17 protein-coding genes are annotated in these 22,313 nt (G+C 34.3%); 1 reads left to right on the plus strand and 16 read right to left on the minus strand.

The window, feature by feature from the left end:
- Positions 1-223: 223 nt before the first annotated feature.
- From gndA to ACODH8_RS00245, 6 genes are all read right to left on the minus strand, one after another.
- A complete protein-coding gene (gene gndA, locus ACODH8_RS00220) occupies positions 224-1,651 on the minus strand; it encodes an NADP-dependent phosphogluconate dehydrogenase (RefSeq protein WP_332464858.1) in 1,428 nt (475 codons plus the stop codon).
- Between the two features lie 110 nt (positions 1,652-1,761).
- Complete coding sequence (locus tag ACODH8_RS00225; RefSeq protein WP_332464859.1) at positions 1,762-2,655, minus strand: DMT family transporter; 894 nt, start codon at positions 2,653-2,655, stop codon at positions 1,762-1,764.
- Positions 2,656-2,815: 160 nt separating this feature from the next.
- On the minus strand, positions 2,816-4,912 hold the full coding sequence (locus ACODH8_RS00230) for a DUF5054 domain-containing protein (RefSeq protein ID WP_332464860.1): 2,097 nt from the start codon (positions 4,910-4,912) through the stop codon (positions 2,816-2,818).
- Complete coding sequence (locus tag ACODH8_RS00235; protein ID WP_332464861.1) at positions 4,909-7,407, minus strand: hypothetical protein; 2,499 nt, start codon at positions 7,405-7,407, stop codon at positions 4,909-4,911. The genes ACODH8_RS00230 and ACODH8_RS00235 overlap by 4 nt, the downstream gene beginning before the upstream one ends.
- Position 7,408: 1 nt before the next feature.
- Complete coding sequence (locus tag ACODH8_RS00240; RefSeq protein ID WP_420517381.1) at positions 7,409-8,302, minus strand: ROK family protein; 894 nt, start codon at positions 8,300-8,302, stop codon at positions 7,409-7,411.
- Between the two features lie 15 nt (positions 8,303-8,317).
- Positions 8,318-10,057: a class I mannose-6-phosphate isomerase gene (locus ACODH8_RS00245; protein WP_332464863.1), complete on the minus strand. Its 1,740-nt coding sequence runs from the start codon at positions 10,055-10,057 to the stop codon at positions 8,318-8,320.
- Positions 10,058-10,184: 127 nt separating this feature from the next.
- Between ACODH8_RS00245 and ACODH8_RS00250 the strand changes: the two genes are divergently transcribed.
- Positions 10,185-10,907 (plus strand): GntR family transcriptional regulator, encoded by a 723-nt coding sequence (locus ACODH8_RS00250; RefSeq protein WP_332464864.1) that lies wholly within the window; start codon positions 10,185-10,187, stop codon positions 10,905-10,907.
- A gap of 201 nt (positions 10,908-11,108) precedes the next feature.
- Here ACODH8_RS00250 and ACODH8_RS00255 read toward each other — a convergent pair whose 3' ends face one another.
- The 10 genes from ACODH8_RS00255 to ACODH8_RS00300 all read right to left on the minus strand — a co-directional run bounded on the left by ACODH8_RS00255 (position 11,109) and on the right by ACODH8_RS00300 (position 22,286).
- Positions 11,109-12,047, minus strand: coding sequence for a metal ABC transporter substrate-binding protein (locus ACODH8_RS00255; protein WP_332464865.1), 939 nt, complete (start codon positions 12,045-12,047; stop codon positions 11,109-11,111).
- Between the two features lie 116 nt (positions 12,048-12,163).
- A complete protein-coding gene (gene dnaJ, locus ACODH8_RS00260; RefSeq protein ID WP_332464866.1) occupies positions 12,164-13,318 on the minus strand; it encodes a molecular chaperone DnaJ in 1,155 nt (384 codons plus the stop codon).
- Between the two features lie 135 nt (positions 13,319-13,453).
- A complete protein-coding gene (gene dnaK, locus ACODH8_RS00265; RefSeq protein WP_332464867.1) occupies positions 13,454-15,280 on the minus strand; it encodes a molecular chaperone DnaK in 1,827 nt (608 codons plus the stop codon).
- 40 nt (positions 15,281-15,320) lie between these two features.
- Complete coding sequence (grpE, locus tag ACODH8_RS00270; RefSeq protein ID WP_332464868.1) at positions 15,321-15,848, minus strand: nucleotide exchange factor GrpE; 528 nt, start codon at positions 15,846-15,848, stop codon at positions 15,321-15,323.
- A gap of 30 nt (positions 15,849-15,878) precedes the next feature.
- Positions 15,879-16,922, minus strand: a complete 1,044-nt coding sequence (gene hrcA, locus ACODH8_RS00275) for a heat-inducible transcriptional repressor HrcA (protein WP_332465021.1) — start codon at positions 16,920-16,922, stop codon at positions 15,879-15,881.
- A gap of 173 nt (positions 16,923-17,095) precedes the next feature.
- On the minus strand, positions 17,096-18,229 hold the full coding sequence (hemW, locus tag ACODH8_RS00280) for a radical SAM family heme chaperone HemW (protein ID WP_332464869.1): 1,134 nt from the start codon (positions 18,227-18,229) through the stop codon (positions 17,096-17,098).
- Positions 18,229-19,179, minus strand: coding sequence for a riboflavin biosynthesis protein RibF (ribF, locus tag ACODH8_RS00285; RefSeq protein WP_332464870.1), 951 nt, complete (start codon positions 19,177-19,179; stop codon positions 18,229-18,231). Before ribF ends, hemW begins: the two co-directional genes overlap by 1 nt.
- A gap of 12 nt (positions 19,180-19,191) precedes the next feature.
- Positions 19,192-20,103: a tRNA pseudouridine(55) synthase TruB gene (gene truB, locus ACODH8_RS00290; RefSeq protein ID WP_332464871.1), complete on the minus strand. Its 912-nt coding sequence runs from the start codon at positions 20,101-20,103 to the stop codon at positions 19,192-19,194.
- Positions 20,104-20,219: 116 nt separating this feature from the next.
- Entirely contained in the window at positions 20,220-21,308 is a 1,089-nt protein-coding gene (locus ACODH8_RS00295; RefSeq protein ID WP_332464872.1) for a M42 family metallopeptidase, read from the minus strand.
- A 21-nt stretch (positions 21,309-21,329) separates the two neighbouring features.
- Positions 21,330-22,286 carry a Gfo/Idh/MocA family oxidoreductase gene (locus tag ACODH8_RS00300; RefSeq protein ID WP_332464873.1) on the minus strand — a complete coding sequence of 319 codons (957 nt, stop codon included), beginning with the start codon at positions 22,284-22,286 and terminating at the stop codon, positions 21,330-21,332.
- Between the last annotated feature and the right edge of the window lie 27 nt (positions 22,287-22,313).

Here is a 22,313-nt window from a genome sequence, read left to right on the forward strand (position 1 = left end):
ATTACCCCTCTTTCTAAAAATAAGTCAGAATTTAATTTTATACGAATAGATGTTCTTTTGCAACTAATAAAACCCCATTTTCCATAAAAAAGTGACATATTGTCTTTCATTCAAAAATGAATCAAATGACTCTTATCACATTCTAACAAGATAAAAAATGATATACAATCAACTAACAGTTGAAATAACAAAAAAAACAGACCCAAAAGGCCTGCTTTAATTCTTATTTATTTTCTTCTCCGTACCAGTCGTAATGGAATACTCCTTCACGGTCTTTACGTAAGTAAGTGTGAGCACCAAAGTAATCACGTTGTCCTTGAATAATATTTGCTGGTAAATCAGCTGTACGATATGAGTCAAAATAAGCAATTGCTGATGAGAATGTTGGTGATGGTACACCTGATTGAACTGCTAATGATACAATATCTCTTACTGATTGTTGGTATTTCGCTGTAATATCTAAGAAATACTCATCTAATAATAAATTTTTAAGTTCTGGGTTACGATCATAAGCATCTGTAATCTCTTGTAAGAAACGAGCTCTGATAATACAACCTTCACGGAAAATTTTGGCAATTTCTCCGTATTGAAGATCCCAACCGTACTCTTCACTTGCCATTCTGTACTGAGCAAATCCTTGTGCGTAACTCATGATTTTACTGAAGTATAACGCTTGACGAATTTTTTCAATCACTTCTTGTTTATCTCCTGTAAATGGAGCTGTTTGAGGTGATGGAATAATTTTACTTGCTTCAACACGTTCTTCTTTAAGCGCTGAGATATAACGAGCAAATACTGATTCTGTAATAAGTGGTAATGGTGTCCCTAAATCTAAGGCATTTTGGCTTGTCCATTTACCAGTTCCTTTGTTTCCTGCTGCATCTAAGATAACGTCAACAATTGGTTTACCAGTTCCTAAGTCATCTTTTCTTGTTAATAAATCAGCAGTAATTTCCATTAAGTAGCTATCTAATTCTCCTTGGTTCCATTCCGTAAAGATTTCAGCAACTTCTGCCACTGATAATCCTAATACACGAGTTAAGATATCATAACTTTCAGCGATTAACTGCATATCACCGTATTCAATTCCGTTATGCACCATTTTCACGTAATGTCCTGCACCATTTGGTCCGATGTAAGTCACACATGGTTCACCGTCTTTGGCTTTTGCTGCAATTTGCTCAAAAATAGGTCTTACTAACTCGTAAGCTTCTTCTTGACCACCAGGCATCATTGAAGGCCCTTTAAGCGCTCCTTCTTCTCCGCCAGAAACACCTGTACCAATGAAGTTAATGCCTGAGTTAGCTAATTCTTCATTACGACGAATTGTATCTTGGAAGAATGTGTTACCGCCATCAATTAAAATATCACCTTTATCTAAATGTGGTAATAAGCTTTGGATTGTTAAATCTGTTGCTTTACCTGCTTGTACCATTAACATAATACGACGAGGCTTTTCTAATGAGTCGACAAATTCTTCAATTGTATAAGTAGGAACTAGCTTTTTATCAGCATGTTCTTTGGCTACTTCTTCTGTTTTAGAGGCAGTTCTATTAAAGATAGAAACTGAATACCCTCGACTTTCAATATTTAATGCTAAGTTTTTACCCATTACGGCCATTCCGACAACACCAATTTGTTGTTTTGACATGAAAATACCTCCTAATAATCAAACTACCATTAAATGACTGACAGTTTTTAATCTTCTCCATTATAGCCTATTTAGTAAAAAATTAAAATAAATTTTACCTTTATTCAGTTTTAGTCGTTTCTAGACAATAAAAATACCGCAAAAATAATGATACACATACTTAATATTTCTATTGGTAGGATAACTGACCCTAAGAACAGACTAGAAAACAGCGCTGAACTTAATGGTTCAAATGAAGTAAGTAAACTCGAAAATTGAGCTGGTATAAATTTCGTACTATGAAGCAAACATAGATAAGAACATACTGTTCCAAAGAAAACAATGTAACCAATGAGAGCAAAACTTACGCCATCTAATTCGGGAACATTTTTCCAAATAGGATTATACAATTGAAATAATAACCCACCTAAAAACATACCCCAACCAGTAACTGCCATGGTACCAAACTCAGCCATCATTTTTCTAGGTTGAATAATATAAACGGCACCTACAATACCAGCTGATAATCCCCAGAATAAACCTTTTGGTGATATTGATAAAGAAGATATGTCTCCTTTAGTAACAAGTAAAGCTGTTCCCACTAATGAAAGTAAGATACTAAAAACACTCAACTTACTAGGTATTTTTTTAGATTCAAAAATAAAATAAATCACAATAAAAATAGGTGACAAATATTGTAAGATAGTAGCTGTTGCTGCATTACTATATTGAATTGCATTAAAAAAAGAAAATTGTAATAAAATAACTCCAAATAAACTAAAAATTAAAATACCTAAGCGATTTTTTCTTTCTTGAAGTAAATCAAAGACTTTTTTACCATCTTTAAAGGTTAAATAACTCAAAATAATAAGGCCAGCAAATAACATCCTGACACTTACTAACCAACTTGTTGAAATATGTTTTGTTTGCATGATATATTCAGCAGCCACTCCTGAGCCACCCCAAAAGATTGCACCAGTAATAGCAAGCATGATGCCTTTTCCTTTGTTCTCCATCTTTTCCATTTACATCCCCCTAACTAATAGCATTTATTATAGCGAGCTACCGTCTAAAATTCCACAAAATTTAATCAAATAAATCAGAAAAACTAAATTACTTACCTATAAAAAAAGAAGCCTTAAACAATTTCTTACCTTAACAATTGTTTTACGGCTTCTTACACTATTAATTTGTTTTAAATGGATTCATTTTCCAATTGAAACGAACATGATACGACATATCCCCTTCATACCACGCTGCAAAGTTTGTTCCCCAAACATTGTTAAATAAATTGACGAACAATCCTTTACCTAAATCTGGTAGCTGATTATCAAATTTTAATAAAGAACGTCTTCCTAATGACATTAACGGTGCATCAAATGACTGTAACTGATACTGTCCTTCATATCCTCGATAAACCATCCCACCCTCAGTTAGAGCATGGAGATTACGATTGCCATTTTGAATCACATCAAGTGGATCCACTAATAAATCTAATTTCTCCATCTGCCAACGACTTGGATTAGCCACTTGGATACTTGTTTCTAACCAGTAGCTTTCAGGCATACGATTGGCTTGTTTCCCTTCCCAATCATAAGTTAAATCAAGTTTTCCTTCTATCAAATCAAGAACATAAACGAGACGATTTTTCTTAGGTAAACCCCACTGACGAATTTCGTGAGGCTGATAAGTAACATCGAGTGTGAAAATCACTTGCGTATCTGTTACGTCGATTTGAGAATTTTCCATGAATGGTTTGATTTTTTCGTATCTAATCTCAGGACACGCTTCAATACCACGTCTTCCAAAATCTCCCATTGCCCAACCTGTTGTCCATCTTGTTAAACGACTATATTGACTAAAGAACTTACTGTAATCATTAAAGTCAAATCGTTCGTAACTTAGTCCACCAAACTCTCTACCAGGAATAATGACTTGTTGATCCCCTATGCTTAAGTAATCAATTCCGCCTGTTTGGCTAAAAGATAACGTGATATCTTTAAAGTCGTATCGTCTCCCTGGAATCACTTTTGTTTCATTAGTCGCTATTTCTTTAATAGCCTCTTTTATTAAGGCTTCTCTAGCTTCCTGTTTTAAATCTTCTGGTAAACTATCGATTGCATCATTGACATACTCTCTTTGTTCTTGCCAAGAGGCTTCGTATACACTGTATCTTCTTTTATCTTCCATCCCTTTCCAATCAATGTCTGTACTAATATAAGACATTAAATCGGCAAAATCCATCGTACCACGATCATGATTAAACGTTACTAAATCACGTTTTCTAGCAGTTTCAAAGTCCTCTAAAGCAAAATGACGGTATTCTGGTAAATACACATTACCATTAGCTCCCCATGTATGTTCTGCCACTAATAATAAGTTATCTGAAAACTGACGATATTCTTTAGAATCACGACTAATACGATTATCTTTTAACCACTTATTTCTAAGTCGTAACAACGTTTTAAATTCTGATATTTTCTTAGGATCCGCTGCAATTCCATGAATCCAAGTATCTGCAATTTCTTCTTCAATGACTGGAAGAGTTTCTTTAAATGGTAAGATTCCTCTAGCAAAAGCATCTAAAGATGAAGGAATAATCTCATAATCTGGATATTCTAGCGCTAAGGTTTCAAACAGTTCTTCCACTTCTTCAGCATCAGCTGGTGGTCCCATATTGTCATGACTATGAGCAAAATAAAGAGCATCTGGCCAGTCCTTATTATCAAAAACTTCTCCATAATCCATAGCATAATGAACGATTACTTCTGAACCATCTTTTGCCTTCCACAAGAATATTTTAGGTACTTTAGGAATTGCCGAACTAGCATTCACTCCAATATGCAAATACTCAATTCCTGCTTCTTGTAAGTATGGAACTAAGCTGATCGTGTGTCCCGGAATATCTGTCATTTTAGACGCAATGGTTTCTTTATTAAATTCTTGATCTAACTTTTTAGAGACAGATAAAGCGTGTCTTGTTAGCTCCCCATCCATTAATTCTGTATGAATAGTATATGGTAATCCATGCCAACGAATGGTTCCTTGCTCAATACAAGCTCTCATTCTGCTTTTATTTGCTTCAGAAACAGACTCGTGATTCAAATAAAAATCAATTAACCAAGAACCTGTTGTCCATGTAAATTTATCCGGTAATTGCTCACCTAAATCCATAGCTCTTGGAATAAAATCTTCTAAATACTGGGTAATAACATTTTCAGCTAAATCAGTAAAACCGATATCTAAATGTGTTTTGTAAACAACATGTAGTTTCTTTTTCATCGTTTTTCATCCTCTTTAAAGTTTTGACGTTCCTCTTCACTTGGATTGTAAGGAATTGCTATCAGTCCTTCAATTTTATTTCTTGTTTCATTAACAAGTTCTTTCACGTCTTGATTAGATTCGTTAAAGACATAGACACTATAATCTAATTCGTAGAAGCCTGATAAATCAACTTTAAAGTTAGTTTCCCAGAAGTTATTCATTGCCCAAGAATAAAGAACTTCTTTATTTTTTTCTTCGCTTCGCTCGTCACACAACTCTATCAATTGACTTTCTAAAGCACCTAAAGTCACTAAAGGCGTGTCTTTCATTGCCACAAATAAACCATTTGCTTCATTTTTAAACAAAGCTCCGTTATCTAGTGAATAGAAATTCGTATTGCTTCCTGGTAATTGATCAATTCCTGGTCTAAAAATAGTTCCTGATTTTTCAAAATAAGTTGTTGTTTCATCTGGATTGTTATAGGTAAATGGTAAAGAAATATAAAGGTTCTCAGGGTCCCATGAACCAATTTTTTGTAGTCTAATCGACACATCAATTTGACTTAATTCTTTATAAATCATTAGACGAACATCATACATCTTCGTTCCTTCTAATTCATAACATAATTCTAAAGTAGCGTATAACGGACCATCTTCGATTAATTTTAAATCTACTAATTTAGATTCAAAACGATTAGTAGCTGGTGATTTCCTATTTCTTCCCATTAAACTTCTAACCGAATAAGGATTGGTTTTAGCTGCAGAAGTAACTTCATAAACTCCTGAAAAGGCTGCTCTTAAAGAATCAGGATGAATTAACTGAGCACCAGTTGTTACATCGATAATAGATGACACGCCTTTTGCTGGATCTATTCTGACATCTAAAAAGTCAGTTTTTAAACGGTAAATTGAAATATCATGAGTAAAGCCTTTATATGGCGCAATATCTGCAACTCTTTCTGTCCCAATGTGAGCATGATTATAGTACTTCGTATCCATCTTAGGCTCATTTTTTTTGCGTCTTAATCTAACAATTCTTTCTTCCTTAGCAGACAAGTTCATCATAAATGACACTTTTTTACCACGTGAACTATTTGATACTTGAGTCTCTAAAACTTTACCAGTTTGGCTATCAACCACTTCTACAAAATCATTTAGTGACAAGTAAAAATAAGAATCATCTACTGTTTGCCAGTGCTGAATATAAACACTTGATAACATGTTTACAGCTTCGTTATGAGGGTTAATAATCTTATAGTAACTCTCACGGTCTAATTGGTTAGCTTCTTCTCCGTAAGTTTCTAAAATATCATCTAAATGATTAGACACTAAACGATTGCCATTAACGGCATAAGAGAATTTTCTTGAATCCAGTAAGTTAACAAATGAATCCCAAGGTTCAGAAACAGATGAGTGGAAGCCCCATGTGTGTTCTGCGTACATTGCTAATTGATCTTCAGCTTCTTTTAATTGTTGGGTATCTGCTAAAGTGCCATTTTCATCTAATTTATTAACTAAACGGTATTTTCTTTGAGCATCACGGTAAAGTTTCACTCCAGCTGGTGTTGAAGAAACCCCGTCAGCCCACCAATCAGCCCAGTCGCCTTTATAGGTTGGAATATCTAAATCTTTTCCTCGTAATTCTTTAAAGAAATCGTTTAAAGTGATTAACTCAACTTTAATCTCATCTCCAAATTTTTCATTAAAACGATGAATCCCTTCCATCATTCTTGGACTTGTTGGTGAGTTATCAGTAACAAGCCCACTAATCATCACTGGGCAAAAATCAAACTCATAATTTTCTTCTTCTAATAAATCGAAGAATCCAAATACTTTTTCTTTTGTCACTTCAAATTGGGCTTCCCAATCTTTTTCTGTAAACCCTTCTATACCGTATTGTTTACTTTGGTCCGTATTTGGTGAGAATAAAAAGTCATTTCCAATTTGATAATGATCGCCATTCCAAACTAAAACTTTCTCTCCAGTTTGCCCTTCCCAGTAAAACGGCATTTGTTTTTTGAATAATGGGAACATTCCGTGATGTGTATGTAAACAAGAGAAAAAGTTATTAATTCCGTTTTGATGCATCAAATCAACATAACCCCAAGCAAACCCGTTAATATCAGCTGTCATAGCAGAATCAAATTGACCACTAAATTGATTCGTATATTGTTTAGCATCAGCAAATTTTTTCGATAAAATATCTGCATCAACTAATTCAGTAAAGTTTAAATACGTTAAGGAAATATCAATTAATCCTTTTTCTACATAATATTCAAATTTTTCTTTTTCTTCTGCTGTCGCTTTTTGTAAGAATTGTTCTACTTGCCAGTAGTTCTCACAAACATAATTGTAGCCTTCCCACTGGGGCGCTTCTCCTGCAGCTATTTTATCTAAAGTCTTAATAGCTTGTTTAATAAAGTTAACATGATAGCGACTAATTTTTTCTTGTCGGTCGGTATAACCAATATCAGTATGAGAATGATGAATTAAATAAAGTGTTTTTTGAGTCATATTATTTCGCTCCAATTTCTTTTTTTATTGTATAAGCTAATCCGTAAAAGGTTGATTCTGATGTGTCTTTACTCTCTTTGTATTTCGTATGTCCCTTTTGAATAAGACCTTCTTTAAAATACTTAAAACTCTTACTCACTTGTCCTCCAAATACCACTTCATTCGGTTCAAATAAGTCAATAAACTCTGTTAAAGCATGACTGATTAATTTACCGAATGTTACCAATATATCTTGCGCTTGCTTGTTCCCTTTTTCTGCTTCTTCAAAAAGAGCTAGACCATTGATATAAGGGTAATGACGTTCCACTGCTATTTGTTTTAATCCTGCTATAGATAAATAATCATCAATTTGCCCGTCCAGATAAGGTGTGTCATAAATCATTCCCATTTCATTTAAGCCATAGCCTTCTTTAACAACTTTTCCATCCTCGATAAAAGTTGAACCACATCCTGTTCCTAGGGTTAAGTAAATTCCTCTTGTCACATTTTCACTTTGAATATATTCTCCTAAGGCAAAACAAGTTGCATCATTTTCAAAAACAAAGGGGACATTTACAAACCGTTCTTCAACTAGTTCATTTTCTAAAGCTTCTTTCAAATTAACTTGATACAAAGAGTCATACTTTCTTAAATCTTGCATTAAGCTAATGCCATGTTGATAATCAAATGGGCCTGGAAATGAAAAACCAATTGCTTGTAAGACAAATTTCTCTTCATAATCTAAAGTTGTTTCTTTTATAATTTTTGCGATATGGGATATGATAACTGATTTAGATTGATTAGAAAATGACGGATAATGTTTTGCTTTAGCCGATAAAAAAGTATTATCTTCTGTTAAAGCATTTACTTTTATTTCCGTTCCACCCATATCTAATAACAATACATACTTTTTCATTCTAACCCTCTTTTCTTAACGGATGAATGCTTTCATGGTGATACATTGTTTCCCTTTACTTTTACCTGTTGGCGTTATCTTATAGCTACCGATTGTTTCAGGAATAATAAAAGTTTGAGCATAGTGGACAACAAAAGGTTCAAACTCATTATTAAGACTTTCAACAGTCACTTCCTCACCCTCAACCAGGTTAAAGACATTCACACTATTAAAATTGTCATGGATGACTGTATCGGTAAACGTATGTCTTCTTGTTTCAATAAATTCCATTTCATGAAGACCTGTCTTTTCTTCTACCCAGTTATTACCTTTAGCAACTACTTCAAATTGATTGATTAACTCACTTTTAACCCAATCCTCATCTCTTGTCATCACTAAGTTTGGTTCACCGTGATTCAAATGAACCGAACGTGGTTTACCGTCTAAATCAACTCGTTCCCAGTCCCAAAGTTTAAAGGTGAAGCGATTAGGTGTTGAACTAATTTCTAAAACAACACTCCCTGCTCCACTGGAATGAATAGTTCCCGCTGGAATAAGGTAATGATCGTGTTTTTTAACTGGTTGTTGATAGATATATTTTTCATCATCAAAAACAATGTCACCTGATTCGGCTTTTTTCAAGTCAGTCATCACTGCTTCTTTAGTTGTTCCATTTTTGAACCCCAAGTATACGTTTGCTTCCTCTTCTGCATGAAGAATATAATAACTCTCATCTTGAGTGTAGTGAGCGCCAAAGGTTTCTTGAATGTATGATAACTGCGGATGGACTTGTAAACTCAAGTTCTGACCACCAACTGTATCTAAGAAATTAAATCGAATTGGAAATTCATTTCCAAACTGACCAAAAACACGATTACCTAGTGTTTCTTGGCCATAAAAGAATAATAAGTTATTCCCTGGCGTTTCAAATTGAACATCACCAAATGCCATCAACAAACTATTTTCTTCAGGAACTCCGTTAAAGCTCCATGCCAAGTTAACTTCATCTTTTCTCATATCAAAAGTTTCTTGCATCCAATGACCACCCCAAACACCCGGGTCAAAGAATGGTACTAGAGAGAAGGGTTGATACGCTATTTCTTTTAAGCCTTCTAAATAATCCTTACCTGAAATCATCACTGGTTGATTTTTTTTATGAGTATCTAAAATAAAATCAGCTTGTGGTAAACGTTTCTTTTTCTCTTTGTCTGCTACTTTCCATTCAAAAAAGTAGCCTCTTTTAAGCATACGGTTAACATCTTCTCCCGCATTATTAGTATGCCAGTTACTAAACTTACCTGACTTTAAGCGCGTTTGAATCTCCCAACGTGATAAATCAGCATAAACTAACACATCTGGTGGTGTAATCAGACTCGCTCCAACTCCTAAACAAATAACTAACTCACCTTTTGAAATAGCTTGCTTAATAGTTGCTTGCGCTTGTTTCAATTTAACTGAATCTAAGAAATCTGCTATTGAATGATGACTCATGACACCAAATACGCGGTCACCTGTTAAATTGTAAGCAATCATTTCCTCCATTTTATCTGGGTCAACGAGGACTTCTGATGAATGAATGATTTTATCTGGATTTAATTGAGCGACTAAAGAGGTCATTAACTCTTCTTCGTCGATTGTTGGATATGTTTCAATGGTTAAAACATGAGCTTTTTTTTCATCTATCTCTTGTTTTAATCGACTAGTAATGTCACTATAATTAGTATAGGTATTTGATTGTTTTGTTATCTTTGTGGAAGGTCGTAAATTGTATTTCATGATAGCGCTCCCTTTCTTTATTTTCTTAACTATAACATGTTTTTAACAACTCATTTGTCTATTTTAAACCTTATTAAATCAAGCTTTATAGCCTATTGTTATATCAATTAAACAAAGGAGATTTTTTATGACATCTAGTAACATCCCACTTTACTCCCAAATAGCTCGTGAATTAAGGGAAAATATTCGTAATGGCGACTGGGTCGAAGGACAACGTATTCCAACTGAAATGGAACTGTGTGATATTTACCATGTCAGCCGTATCACGATTCGAAAAGCCATTGAAGAATTAACTCAAGAGAATCTACTGGTTCGAGAAAAAGCAAAAGGAACATTTGTTAATCACTATTCACCTGAAAAAACAAATCATTTAACATTTATCAAAAGTTTTACTCAAGAAATGAAAGAACAGGGTAAGATTGCTTCAACCATCAATGCAAATGTTACTAAAATGATTGCTGACCATAATATTGCCACACAATTAAAAATATCTGTTGGGGATGATGTGTTATGTCTTAAGAGAACACGAGGGTCTGATGGAGAATTTCTCGCTTATTTTGTTACCTATATCCCTTATCAGTTTCCATTTTCTCTCGATTCAAAAGACTACTATGGGTCATTTTATGATTATTTAGCTGCGTTTAATATTTTTCCAACAAAACAAAGTGAGTATGTCGAAGCCATAATAGCCAACACTCATTTACAACATGTTTTAAAATTGAAAAAAAGCGAACCTATTTTAAAACGAGTTAGATTTACAACTGACAGCCAACTTAATTTTAACGAATACACTGAATGTTTTTATATTGGCAGTAAGTACAAATACTATTTAGACTTTAGAGAAGATTAATGATTCTCTTTAAAAACGAAACAAAGAGGCTGACTTAAATGTCAGCCTCTTTGTTATTTATACGAATAATTTTTAATAGTCGGGGGATAAAAAGTCTGCTCTCACGACAACTTCACAAAAAGCGAGCAATCAAAAATCACGATTGTTCGCTTTTTGTTCCAGTTGCTCAGAGCAAAACGACTTTTGACCCACCCTCTTCTTTTAATTGATTGATAAACTTAACGCTTCTAAGTTAGCTTTCATAATAGAAATATAATCTTCACCTTTTTGGCGATTTTCTTTTGACACACTCTCCATTGGATTAAGAACGGCTAATTTAGCTCCTGTTGCATCAGAAATAGTTTTGGCAATTTTTTCTGATGCTGAACTTTCCGTATAGATGACTTGAATGTTTTCATCTTTTACTAAATCTTGAATACCTTTTAATTCTTTAGGTGTTGGTTCTTGATCTGGAGAAAGACCTGAAATTGCTACTTGCTCTAAATCATATTCATGAGCTAAATAAGAAAAGGCTGTATGTTGTGTTACAAATTTTCTGTTTTTAGCATCCTTTAAAGTAGAAACATAAGACTCATGTAATTCAGTTAATTGATTACCGTAGTCTTCAGTATTTTTCTTGTAGTAGTCACTGTTTTCTTTATCAACACTCATAATGCCTTCTGAAATAGTTTCTACTTCCTTTTTAGCTAATACTGGATCTAACCAAACATGAGGATCATAAACGTGAGAATGTCCATCTTCGTGATCATGATCATCGTGGTCTGCCTGTTCTTCTTCTCCACCAAGTAACTCAATTCCTTTACTGGCTTCAATCACTTTTACTTTACTCGTATCAATATTTTTTAATACTGCTTCTACCCATGTTTCCATTTCGTTAGAATTATAGATAAACACATCTGCATTTTGAATTTTAGCCATATCTTTAGCACTTGGTTCATAATCATGGGTTTCAACACCACCATCGATTAGCATTGACACATTTGCTTTATCTTTTGTCACTTGTTTTGTGAACTCGTACATCGGATAAAAACTTGTCACAATTTCTAATTTCCCATCATTTGATTCAGCTTCTTGCTTGCCACATGCTGATACACCGATTAAAACAAGCATCATGGCCATTATTTTAAATATATTTTTCATACCCATCTCCTTAAACGTAATTATTACTATTTAGATTTTATATGTTAACATGAAAAAAAGCAAGATTTTTTCATCAAAAAAAGAGATTGATAAAAAAAATCAATCTCTTCTAGTTTCTATTTACGTTTTTTTTTGCCACCAGCTGAAAAAGCATCTTTCATTTTATCAAAAAATCCTTCTTCTTGCTCAACAACCGCTTTATCTCCACTAGCCACTAAAAATTCTCTTAGTGCTTTTTTCTGAGCTTCATTTAAGTCGGTTGGTGTTGTAACAAGAACTGTTACACGTTGGTCACCATTACCACTTCCACGTAATTTTGGTGCTCCTTTTCCTTTCAAGCGGAAAGAAGTACCTGTTTGTGTTCCTGCTGGAATTTTTAATTTTACACGTCCGTGAACGGTTGGCACTTCAATCTCATCACCTAAAGCGGCTTGAGCAAATGAAATCTTTTGTTCATAATAGATTTCTGAGCCTTCACGTTCAAAGATAGGACTTTCTTCAACTCTAAAGACAACATATAAGTCACCATAAGGTCCGCCGTTAAATCCTGCTTCCCCTTGACCTGATAAACGCATTTGCTGACCATCTTCAACACCTGCTGGTACATTAACTTTAACAGAATGAGATTTCACCATACGTCCTGCACCATTACATGTTGAACATTTATCTTTAATTGTTTTACCTGTACCGTGACACTCATCACAGGTTTGTTGACTCATCATACGACCTAGTGGTGTTTGACGTTCGACGTTTACTCGACCTGCTCCGTGACACTTGCTACATGTTTCTGGTTGAGTTCCAGGTTTAGCACCAGAACCACCACATGTTGTACAATCATCTTCTCGGTTATAGCGAATATTTTTCTCTAAACCAAAAATTGCTTCGTTAAAAGTTAAATCTAGTGTGTATTGTAAATCAGAACCTTGTCTTGGAGCGTTTGGATTGCTTGCTCTTCCACCACCGCCACCAAAGAATGACTCGAATATATCTTCAAAACCACCAAAACCGCCGCCACCAAAGTCGCCGAAACCACCTGCGCCAAAGTTAGGATCTGTACTAGCATGACCATATTGATCATATGCTGCACGTTTTTGAGAATCGCTTAAAACTTCAAAAGCTTCAGTAATTTCTTTAAACTTATCTTCAGCATCCGCTTCTTTGTTAATATCTGGATGGTATTTTTTAGATAATTTACGATAGGCTTTTTTTATTTCATCGTCTGTAGCTGTTTTAGCAACACCTAAGGCTTCATAGTAATCTCTTTTGGCCATATTACGTAATCCTCCATTTTTCTAGTTAATTATCCATTAAATCATAACATAAATTAATTTTTACTGATACTTAATTTTGTCATGAAGAGAAAAAGCCAAAAGCGCAGTGCTTTGGCTTTTTCAAGAATTTATTAATTATTTGTCGTCGTTAATTTCTTCAAAGTCCGCATCAACGATGTCATCTGCTCCACCTTGAGCTGCTTCTGGATCTTCAGCTTGTGCTTGTTGAGCTGCTTGTTCGTATAATTTAACAGTTAAAGCTTGAACGATTTCGTTTAATTCATCACGTTTAGCTTTCATGTCTTCTAAGTTGTTTGCTTCAACAGCGGCTTTTAAGTCATCACGAGCTACTTCTGCTTTTTTCACTTCGTCAGCGTCAACTTTACCTTCTAATTCTCCTAATGTTTTATCAACTGAGAATAATAAAGCATCGATGTCGTTTCTTAAGTCAACTTCTTCTTTACGAGCTTTGTCAGCTTCAGCATTAGCTTCAGCATCTTTCACCATTTTTTCAATTTCTTCATCTGTTAAACCTGATGATGATTTAATTGTAATAGTTTGTTCTTTTTGAGTTCCTAAATCTTTAGCACTTACGTTTACGATACCATTTTTATCAATATCAAATGTTACTTCGATTTGAGGGATACCACGTGGTGCTGCAGGAATGTCTGTTAATTGGAATCTTCCTAATGTTTTGTTATCACTTGCCATTGGACGTTCACCTTGTAATACGTGAATGTCTACTGCTGGTTGGTTGTCTGCTGCTGTTGAGAAGACTTGTGATTTAGATGTAGGAATTGTTGTGTTACGATCAATTAATTTAGTAAATACTGATCCCATTGTTTCAATACCTAATGATAAAGGTGTTACGTCTAAAAGAACAACGTCTTTAACGTCTCCAGTAATAACTCCACCTTGAATCGCAGCACCCATCGCTACTACTTCATCAGGGTTAACTGATTTATTTGGTTCTTTACTAGTTTCTTTACGAACAGCATCAACTACTGCAGGAATACGAGTAGATCCACCCACTAAGATAACTTCGTCAATTTCAGAAATTGAAATACCAGCATCTTTGATTGCTTGACGCACTGGGATTTTAGTTCTGTCTACTAAATCTGAAGTTAATTCATCAAATTTAGCACGAGATAAGTTCATTTCTAAGTGAAGAGGTCCAGCTTCACCAGCTGTAATAAATGGTAAGCTAATTTGAGTGCTTGTTACACCTGATAAATCTTTTTTAGCTTTTTCAGCAGCGTCTTTTAGACGTTGAACTGCCATTTTATCTTGAGATAAGTCAATACCATTTTCTTTTTTGAATTCTTCAACTAAGTAAGCGATGATTTTTTCGTCAAAGTCATCCCCACCTAAGTTGTTGTCTCCTGCTGTTGATAATACATCAAATACGCCATCACCTAATTCAAGGATAGAAACGTCAAATGTACCACCACCAAGGTCAAATACTAATACTTTTTCTTCTTTATCAGTTTTGTCTAAACCATATGCTAAAGCTGCAGCTGTTGGCTCATTAACAATACGTTCTACTTCTAAACCAGCGATTTTACCAGCGTCTTTTGTTGCTTGACGTTGTGCATCGTTAAAGTAAGCAGGAACTGTAATAACAGCTTTTTCTACTTTCTCACCTAAGTAATCTTCAGCAAAACCTTTTAAGTATTGTAAAATCATAGCTGAAATTTCTTGTGGTGTGTAAGTTTTCCCTTCTACTTCTTCTTTAAATCCAACTTCACCAATATGGCGTTTAATTGAACCGATTGTATTTGGGTTAGTTACTGCTTGACGTTTAGCAACTTCCCCTACTTGAATTTCTCCATTTTTAAATGATACAACAGATGGAGTTGTTCTGTTACCTTCTGGGTTTGTAATAATTTTTGCTTCTCCGCCTTCTAAAACTGAAACTGCAGAGTTTGTTGTTCCTAAGTCAATACCGATAATTTTACTCATATTAAAAGTCTCCCTTTATCTAATTTTTTTATTTTTATTTTTATTTTTGAGCAACGATAACCATTGCTGGACGTAATACACGTTCATGTAAAATGTAACCTTTTTGAAGAACTTGGACGATTTCATCCTCTTTTTGTCCTTCTTGTACAGGTACAGTTTGAATTGCTTGATGTTTATTAGGATCGAAAACTTCACCTAGACTTGCAATTTCTTCAACGCCTGATTCTTTAAGAGCATGTAACATCCCTTCACGAACCATTTCAACACCTTTTTTCATTGATTCGCTTTGCTCATCAGTTGTTTCAGCTTCAAGAGCACGGTCTAAGTTATCTAATGATGTTAATAAACCTTTTGCTAAATCTTGAACACGATATTTAGCTGCATCTTCACGTTCTTTGTTATGACGATTTCTCATATTAGCAATTTCCGCTTGTGCACGTAAGAATTTATCTTCCATCTCATCTAATTCTTTTTTTAATGTATCCTCTACAGAAACTTCTACAACTTCTTCTTCAGTCGTTGCCTCAAGTTCTTCGTTTGGGATATCTTCTTTTTTATTTTTCTTCAATTAATGTTTCTCTCCTTTACACATTTACTACTAACCAAATGAATCATCTAAACCTCGATAATAGGAATCTAAGTGTCCTGAAAGCTCAGTTGTCATTACTTTTACTAAACTATGAAGCTTTGAATACGACATATTGGTTGGTCCTAATAATGCTAAGACACCTTTACCGTGCTCTGGAACTTCATAAGTTGCTGTAATTAAACTCATATTGAGTAGTAATTCATTGTCAATCTCATTTCCGATTTTTATCTCAACACCAGTTGAATCTGGTAATAAGATTTCCGTTAATTGATCTGTGTCACTAATCAATGAATAAATAGATTTAAACTCGGAAATATCTGTTAAACTTTCTGAATTTAGTAAATTCATGCCTCCACTAATGTAAACTTGATCATCAAAAGCTTGATTAAATACTTCCTCAAATAAATATAATACATTTGTTGAGTTAGTGAAATACTTCTGTAGGACTAAAGGTATCTCAGTCCTTAGCTTATGATAAACAGTCAAAAGACTTTCTCCCACTAATCTGTCATTAATAATTGAAATCATCTTTTCAAGGTCTTCTGAAGTGACACTTTCAGGAATTGTAAAGACTTGACTCTCTACATAACCTTGGTCTGTTACGATAATGGCAATTAATTGACTTCTGTTTAGTGGAACAATTCGAAAGCCGGTTAAACGTCTTTCTTTAACTTCTGGACCTAGTGAAAAGGCCGTATAACTTGTTAATTCTGATAAAATTTTAGCTGATTGTTCAATAATTTGATTCGTTGCATGAAATCGTCTATTTAGATGTTGACGAATCATGGCTAAATCTCTTGTTGAAACTTCAGCTGGCTGCATCAGATGATCAACGTAAAATCGATAGCCTTTCATGGAAGGAATTCTTCCTGAAGATGAATGGGTTTTTTCAATAAGTTCAAGTTCTTCTAGTTTAGCTAAGTCATTTCTGATAGTAGCAGAACTCGCTTTTATCCCCTGATTCATCAAGGTTTTAGAACCAACTGGCACACTAGTTTCTGTATAAATTTTTACTAATAGATGTAAAATATTTAATTGCCTCTCACTTAAAATTGTCATCACCTTCTTTTTTTTAGCACTCTTATTTATTAAGTGCTAACTACATTTACTAATATATCAAGTTCTTAATTTATTGTCAACAATAAACCTCTAAATTTTAGCACTCTATTCATACGAGTGCTAAAAAAGAGACTTAACCCCTATATAGCAAGGGATTAAGTCTCTTTTTATTTTAATAAGAATTCCTTAAATACTTCATTTCCAAGAATTAATCCTTTATCTGTTAAGGATAAAAGATCACCTTGTTGTTTTAGCATACCGTCATTCTTTAATCTTAGAATAGTTTCACCGTAAACAGAATCTAATGGTCGTTTGAATTTTTCTTCGAAATGATTAACAGAAACCCCGTTAATTTTTCGTAACCCTAAAAACATTTCTTCTTCCATTTGGTTATCTACAGTTAGAGTCTCAACATTAATAGTCGGCAACTCATTTTCACGTAATGGTTTTAAATAATGTTGAATTGGGCCATGATTTTTATAACGAATATTTCCAAGATAACCGCTGGCACCTGCTCCAAGGCCGTAATAATGTTCATTATTCCAATAAACAAGATTATGTTGACTTTCTTTTCCAGGTATACAAAAGTTACTTACTTCATATTGATGGCGACCTGCTTTAGTCATTTTTTCTATGGCTAATTCAAACATATCTCCTTCGACATCAATCCCTGGTAAATGAAGTCTTCCTTGTCTTGCCCAGTTATAGAACATCGTTTTATTTTCTAAAATCAATGAATACATTGAGTAATGAGGTAAGTCTAAGGATAAAGCTTGGTTCAATGTATCTTCAAAATCCTCAATCGTTTGATTTGGTAAAGCAAAAATCAAGTCAATGCTAACATTTTTAAAATCAGCTGCTTCAAAAATCTTCATTGTGTCATAGACATCTTGAGCTGTGTGTTTACGACCAATTTTTTTCAAAAGACGGTCATTAAAAGACTGAACGCCCATTGATAAACGATTCACACCATAGTTTTGAAGAACTTGTAATTTCTCTAAAGTTAAGTCTCCAGGGTTAGCTTCAACAGTAAATTCATCTCCATCAACAAAAGGTAACTCTTCTCTAATACCTTTTAAAAGCGCATCTAGCTGTTGAGCAGATAAAGAAGTGGGAGTTCCACCACCTATATAAATCGTTTCTGTTTTATCACTTGGGTATTTTTCTTTTGTTAATCTAATTTCTTTAATCAAACTCTCGATATATTCATCCACTGGCTGACCTTCAATAAATACTTTATTAAAGTCACAATAAAAACAAATATGTTCACAAAATGGAATATGAATATATGCTGATGTCATTATAAAACTCCTTTATAAGTAAAATACTCACGTGTATCTTCTTCATCTTGTTTCAGTTGCTCAATTAAGCCTTCCATACCATCAAACTTCATTTCTTTACGTAAAAAATGACACCACTCGACAGATACTTGTTCACCGTAAATATCTTCATCAAAATCTAAAATATTCACTTCGATTGTCATCGGACGGTCTTTTTCAAAGGTAATATTATAACCAATTTGAGCCATTCCCATGTACCATTGATTCGCTACATTGATTTTAACGGCATAAACTCCTCCAGTTGGTAGTAATGATTTTTGAGGTATTTTGATGTTGGCTGTTGGGAATCCTAACAAACGACCACGTTTATCACCATGAACAACCATACCAGAAAGTTGATACGTGTAACCTAAAAAGTTATTAGCACCTTCCATGTTGCCTTCTGCCATCATTTTACGAATATTTGTTGAGCTAATTTTGTCTTCCCCTTGTGTCTGCTCAGGTACTTCAATAATCTCAAATCTGTCTTTTGCATAGGTTGGTAAGTGACTCATACCAGCAATTTCTTTTTTACCATATGTATAATCAAATCCTGCTACTGCAACCACAGCATTTAACCCTACAATATATTCATCTACAAAATCTTGTGGTTTTAAACCTGCAAACGCTGATGTAAATTCAACAACGTATAATATATCAATACCTTCTTGTTCCATACGTGTTATCTTTTGTTCAATAGTTGTAATGTATTTCATTGTTTTATGGTCAACTTTTTGAAAGACAACTGAAGGATGGTGATTGAATGTCATTAACGCTAACTTAACCCCGCGTTTATTGGCTTCATTTTTAGCCGTTTCAATCACTTTTTGATGGCCACGATGAACGCCATCGAAAAAACCTAAAACTAAAACGACATCCTCTTTCGGTATTTGTGATTCTTTATATGGATGGTGAATATTTATTACTTCCATGAAATGTCCCCTTTAATCGTTTCTAATTACTTTAATTGGTTTTAATAACCCCTTCTTAGAAGGATGTTCCCCATAAATACTAACAACTTTTTCTTGATAAAACAAAGCAATTGGCTCAGTAATCGTCATATTTTGGAAAAAATTCTTTGGAATAACTGAACCATTTCGAATGACTTGATACATGTCACTTGTTAAATCAATTCTAGGAAAATCTTCAACACCAGTTTCTAATGGTAACAGAAATTCCTGTTCTCTTTCTAAATCCATTAATAAAGCAATTTCTTCCAAAGTAAAACTATCCTCTTTAGAAAAACCACCACTTTTAATTCTTGTTAAATCAGACATATGTGCAGGAACACCTAATTTTTCACCTGTATCAACAGCTAACGTTCTAACATAGGTTCCTTTACCGCAATCTACTTTAAACGTCCATTTTTGTAATCCTTCACTAAAGACAGGTTCACTTGTACGTTCAAAGCTATAAATCATTGCTTTTCTTATTGGGCGTTCAACACTTTCTCCTTTACGAGCATAATCGTAAAGTCTTCGACCATTTACTTTTACAGCAGAATACATAGGTGGAATTTGAGTGATTTCACCTGTGAATAAAGCCATTACCTCATCTATTTTCTCAATGGAAATTGCTTCTGACAATCTTGATTCTGAAACAATCTCACCACTAGCATCTTCTGTTTCCGTTGAAAAACCTAAAGTCACTTCACCTTCATAGACTTTATTGGAATCTTGAATATATTCAATTACTTTTGTTGCTTTTCCAACACAAATTGGTAGCACACCATCCACATCTGGATCAAGTGTTCCACTGTGTCCTACTTTTTTAGTTCTTAATATTTTTCTTAATTTAAATACCACGTCATGACTTGTCATTCCACGTGGTTTCCATACCGGAATAATTCCTTCCATTATCTCGCTCCTTAGCCTAGAATATACCTTGATATTATAACATATTTAACCTTCTAAATTAGCGACTTCCAACAAAAAAGAAGAGTTTGTCTTTTAATTGACAAACTCTCCGGTTATTAACCAAGTGGTTTAGCTAATTCAGCTAAATCTGATTCTGATAGATCTTTTAAAAAGGTAGTAACTAATTCTTTAGCTGCTTGATAATCATCTAAATCAACGTAACAATGATGGGTATGGGCATATCTTACTGGAATACCAACTACGATTGCTGGTGCCCCGTTATAAAGATTGATTGGTGCTCCATTTGTCCCACCACCACTTCTAACTGACACTTGAACAGGGATTCCTTTTTTATTTGCTAAGTCAACGACGCGATTTTGAAACTCTGGATTAGTAATCATTGAGACATCGAAATAACGTAACATTGGTCCTTTTCCTAATGCTGATTGAATCATGTATTCTTCTGAAGATGTATCATCAGCCGGACAGCCTTCAAATACAATGGCTAAATCTGCTTGAACACGTTTAGCCCCAACTTGAGCTCCTCTTAAGCCAACTTCTTCTTGAGCTGATAGTGTTCCTACTAAGTTATAAGGTAAACTTGATTCCTTCAATTCATCGAAAACATCCATCATACAAGCGACTCCTATACGACAATCAAAACCTTTCCCTAAGAAAAGATTGGTTTCTTCATTAAAGTCACAAGCAACATCAGGAACAACTGGAGCACCAATTCTAACTCCAAAACGATTTTCTGCCTCCTCTTTTGATTTTGCACCAATATCAATTGAAAGAGAAGCAATCGTTAAACCTTTAGCACGCTCTTCTTCACTCATAAAATGCGGTGGTTTACTTGTCACAATTCCTTGAATGTAATTGCCATTGGTTGTACGGACTTTTACTTTTTGAGCAGCAATATTACTCGGAACCCAGCCGCCCACTGTTAGAAACTGGAGCAAGCCATTTGGTTTAATCGCTTGAACAATAAAACCTACCTCATCACTATGAGCATCTAACTGTACTGTTAATCCTGTTTGACTCCCTGAAAAATTTTCTAAATATAAATTTTTTATCCCATCTGTATCTGTTTCACCTATTTTATCCCATTCATTTCTAACATACTTAACTACTTCATCCTCAAAACCAGAAATACCTGGTAAATTTGACAATGCTTTAATATTATTAATCGCTTCATTTTTTTTCATACGTAACAACCTCTTCTAATTTTAGTTATTTTCCCAACGTTTGCGCATCTCATCCATAACAAGAATCACATGCTCTGTTGTTTCTCTTAAATCATTCGTTTTTGGTGCTTCTTTTATATACTGGTTAAGTGTATCAAGCTCATAAGTGAAGACATCTTTGCCTTCTCCTAAATCAACGACTTCCACACTCCCATCATTCATTTGATAAACAGCTTTTTCTGCACGAGGAAAATCATCTATTACCACAAATCCCTTATCTCCCGTAATAACAATTTGCTTTGGCATTCTTCCTCTAAATGAAATCATCACGCTTGCTTGTTGGCCTTTGTCATTTTTTAAAAGAGTCATTGATTTTTCATCCACTCCTGTTGAAGCTAATTCAACATCAGATGCAAGAACCTTTAGATCTGTCCCTAAAAAATAAACAGCCGCTGACAAAGCATACGTCCCAATATCAAATAAAGCTCCCCCACCTAATTCTTTTGAAAAAAATCTATTGGTCGGGTCAAACTCTTTACAACTACCAAATAAGACATTCATACCACTAATATGACCTATTTTATTTCCTTGGAGTTCATTCCTCACCTTCTCAAACATCGGCATGTAGAAAAGGGTAACTCCTTCTAGTAGAATTACATTATTTTCAGCAGCAGTAGCAAATAATGCTTGTGCTTCTTTTCCTTCCATAACCATAACTTTTTCACATAAAACATGCTTTTTAGCTTTTAAGGCTTTTAAAGCATACTCATAATGAGTTTGATTTGGCGTCGCAATATAAACGACTTCAACCTCATCTAATGCTAAAAACTCATCCAAGTTAGTTGTTCCATGTGCAATATTTTGCGTTTTTAAAAACCTTTCTAAGCTTGCCTCTTTGTGATTAAATACTGAAACCACTTTATATTTTGATTGATCAATTTGACTAGCAAATTGTGATGCAATATCTCCAGTTCCTATAATGCCAATACCTTGTACCATTTCCTACCTCCTCATTGTTTTCTCATT

This window comes from Vagococcus fluvialis (assembly GCF_048815235.1).
Lineage (GTDB): Bacteria > Bacillota > Bacilli > Lactobacillales > Vagococcaceae > Vagococcus.

Coding starts and splice junctions, on each gene's coding strand:
- gndA (WP_332464858.1), bottom strand. CDS start 1,651: ATGTCAAAACAACAAATTGGTGTTGTCGGAATGGCCGTAATGGGTAAA.
- ACODH8_RS00225 (WP_332464859.1), bottom strand. CDS start 2,655: ATGGAAAAGATGGAGAACAAAGGAAAAGGCATCATGCTTGCTATTACT.
- ACODH8_RS00230 (WP_332464860.1), bottom strand. CDS start 4,912: ATGAAAAAGAAACTACATGTTGTTTACAAAACACATTTAGATATCGGT.
- ACODH8_RS00235 (WP_332464861.1), bottom strand. CDS start 7,407: ATGACTCAAAAAACACTTTATTTAATTCATCATTCTCATACTGATATT.
- ACODH8_RS00240 (WP_420517381.1), bottom strand. CDS start 8,302: ATGAAAAAGTATGTATTGTTATTAGATATGGGTGGAACGGAAATAAAA.
- ACODH8_RS00245 (WP_332464863.1), bottom strand. CDS start 10,057: ATGAAATACAATTTACGACCTTCCACAAAGATAACAAAACAATCAAAT.
- ACODH8_RS00250 (WP_332464864.1), top strand. CDS start 10,185: ATGACATCTAGTAACATCCCACTTTACTCCCAAATAGCTCGTGAATTA.
- ACODH8_RS00255 (WP_332464865.1), bottom strand. CDS start 12,047: ATGAAAAATATATTTAAAATAATGGCCATGATGCTTGTTTTAATCGGT.
- dnaJ (WP_332464866.1), bottom strand. CDS start 13,318: ATGGCCAAAAGAGATTACTATGAAGCCTTAGGTGTTGCTAAAACAGCT.
- dnaK (WP_332464867.1), bottom strand. CDS start 15,280: ATGAGTAAAATTATCGGTATTGACTTAGGAACAACAAACTCTGCAGTT.
- hemW (WP_332464869.1), bottom strand. CDS start 18,229: ATGACATCAGCATATATTCATATTCCATTTTGTGAACATATTTGTTTT.
- ribF (WP_332464870.1), bottom strand. CDS start 19,179: ATGGAAGTAATAAATATTCACCATCCATATAAAGAATCACAAATACCG.
- truB (WP_332464871.1), bottom strand. CDS start 20,103: ATGGAAGGAATTATTCCGGTATGGAAACCACGTGGAATGACAAGTCAT.
- ACODH8_RS00295 (WP_332464872.1), bottom strand. CDS start 21,308: ATGAAAAAAAATGAAGCGATTAATAATATTAAAGCATTGTCAAATTTA.
- ACODH8_RS00300 (WP_332464873.1), bottom strand. CDS start 22,286: ATGGTACAAGGTATTGGCATTATAGGAACTGGAGATATTGCATCACAA.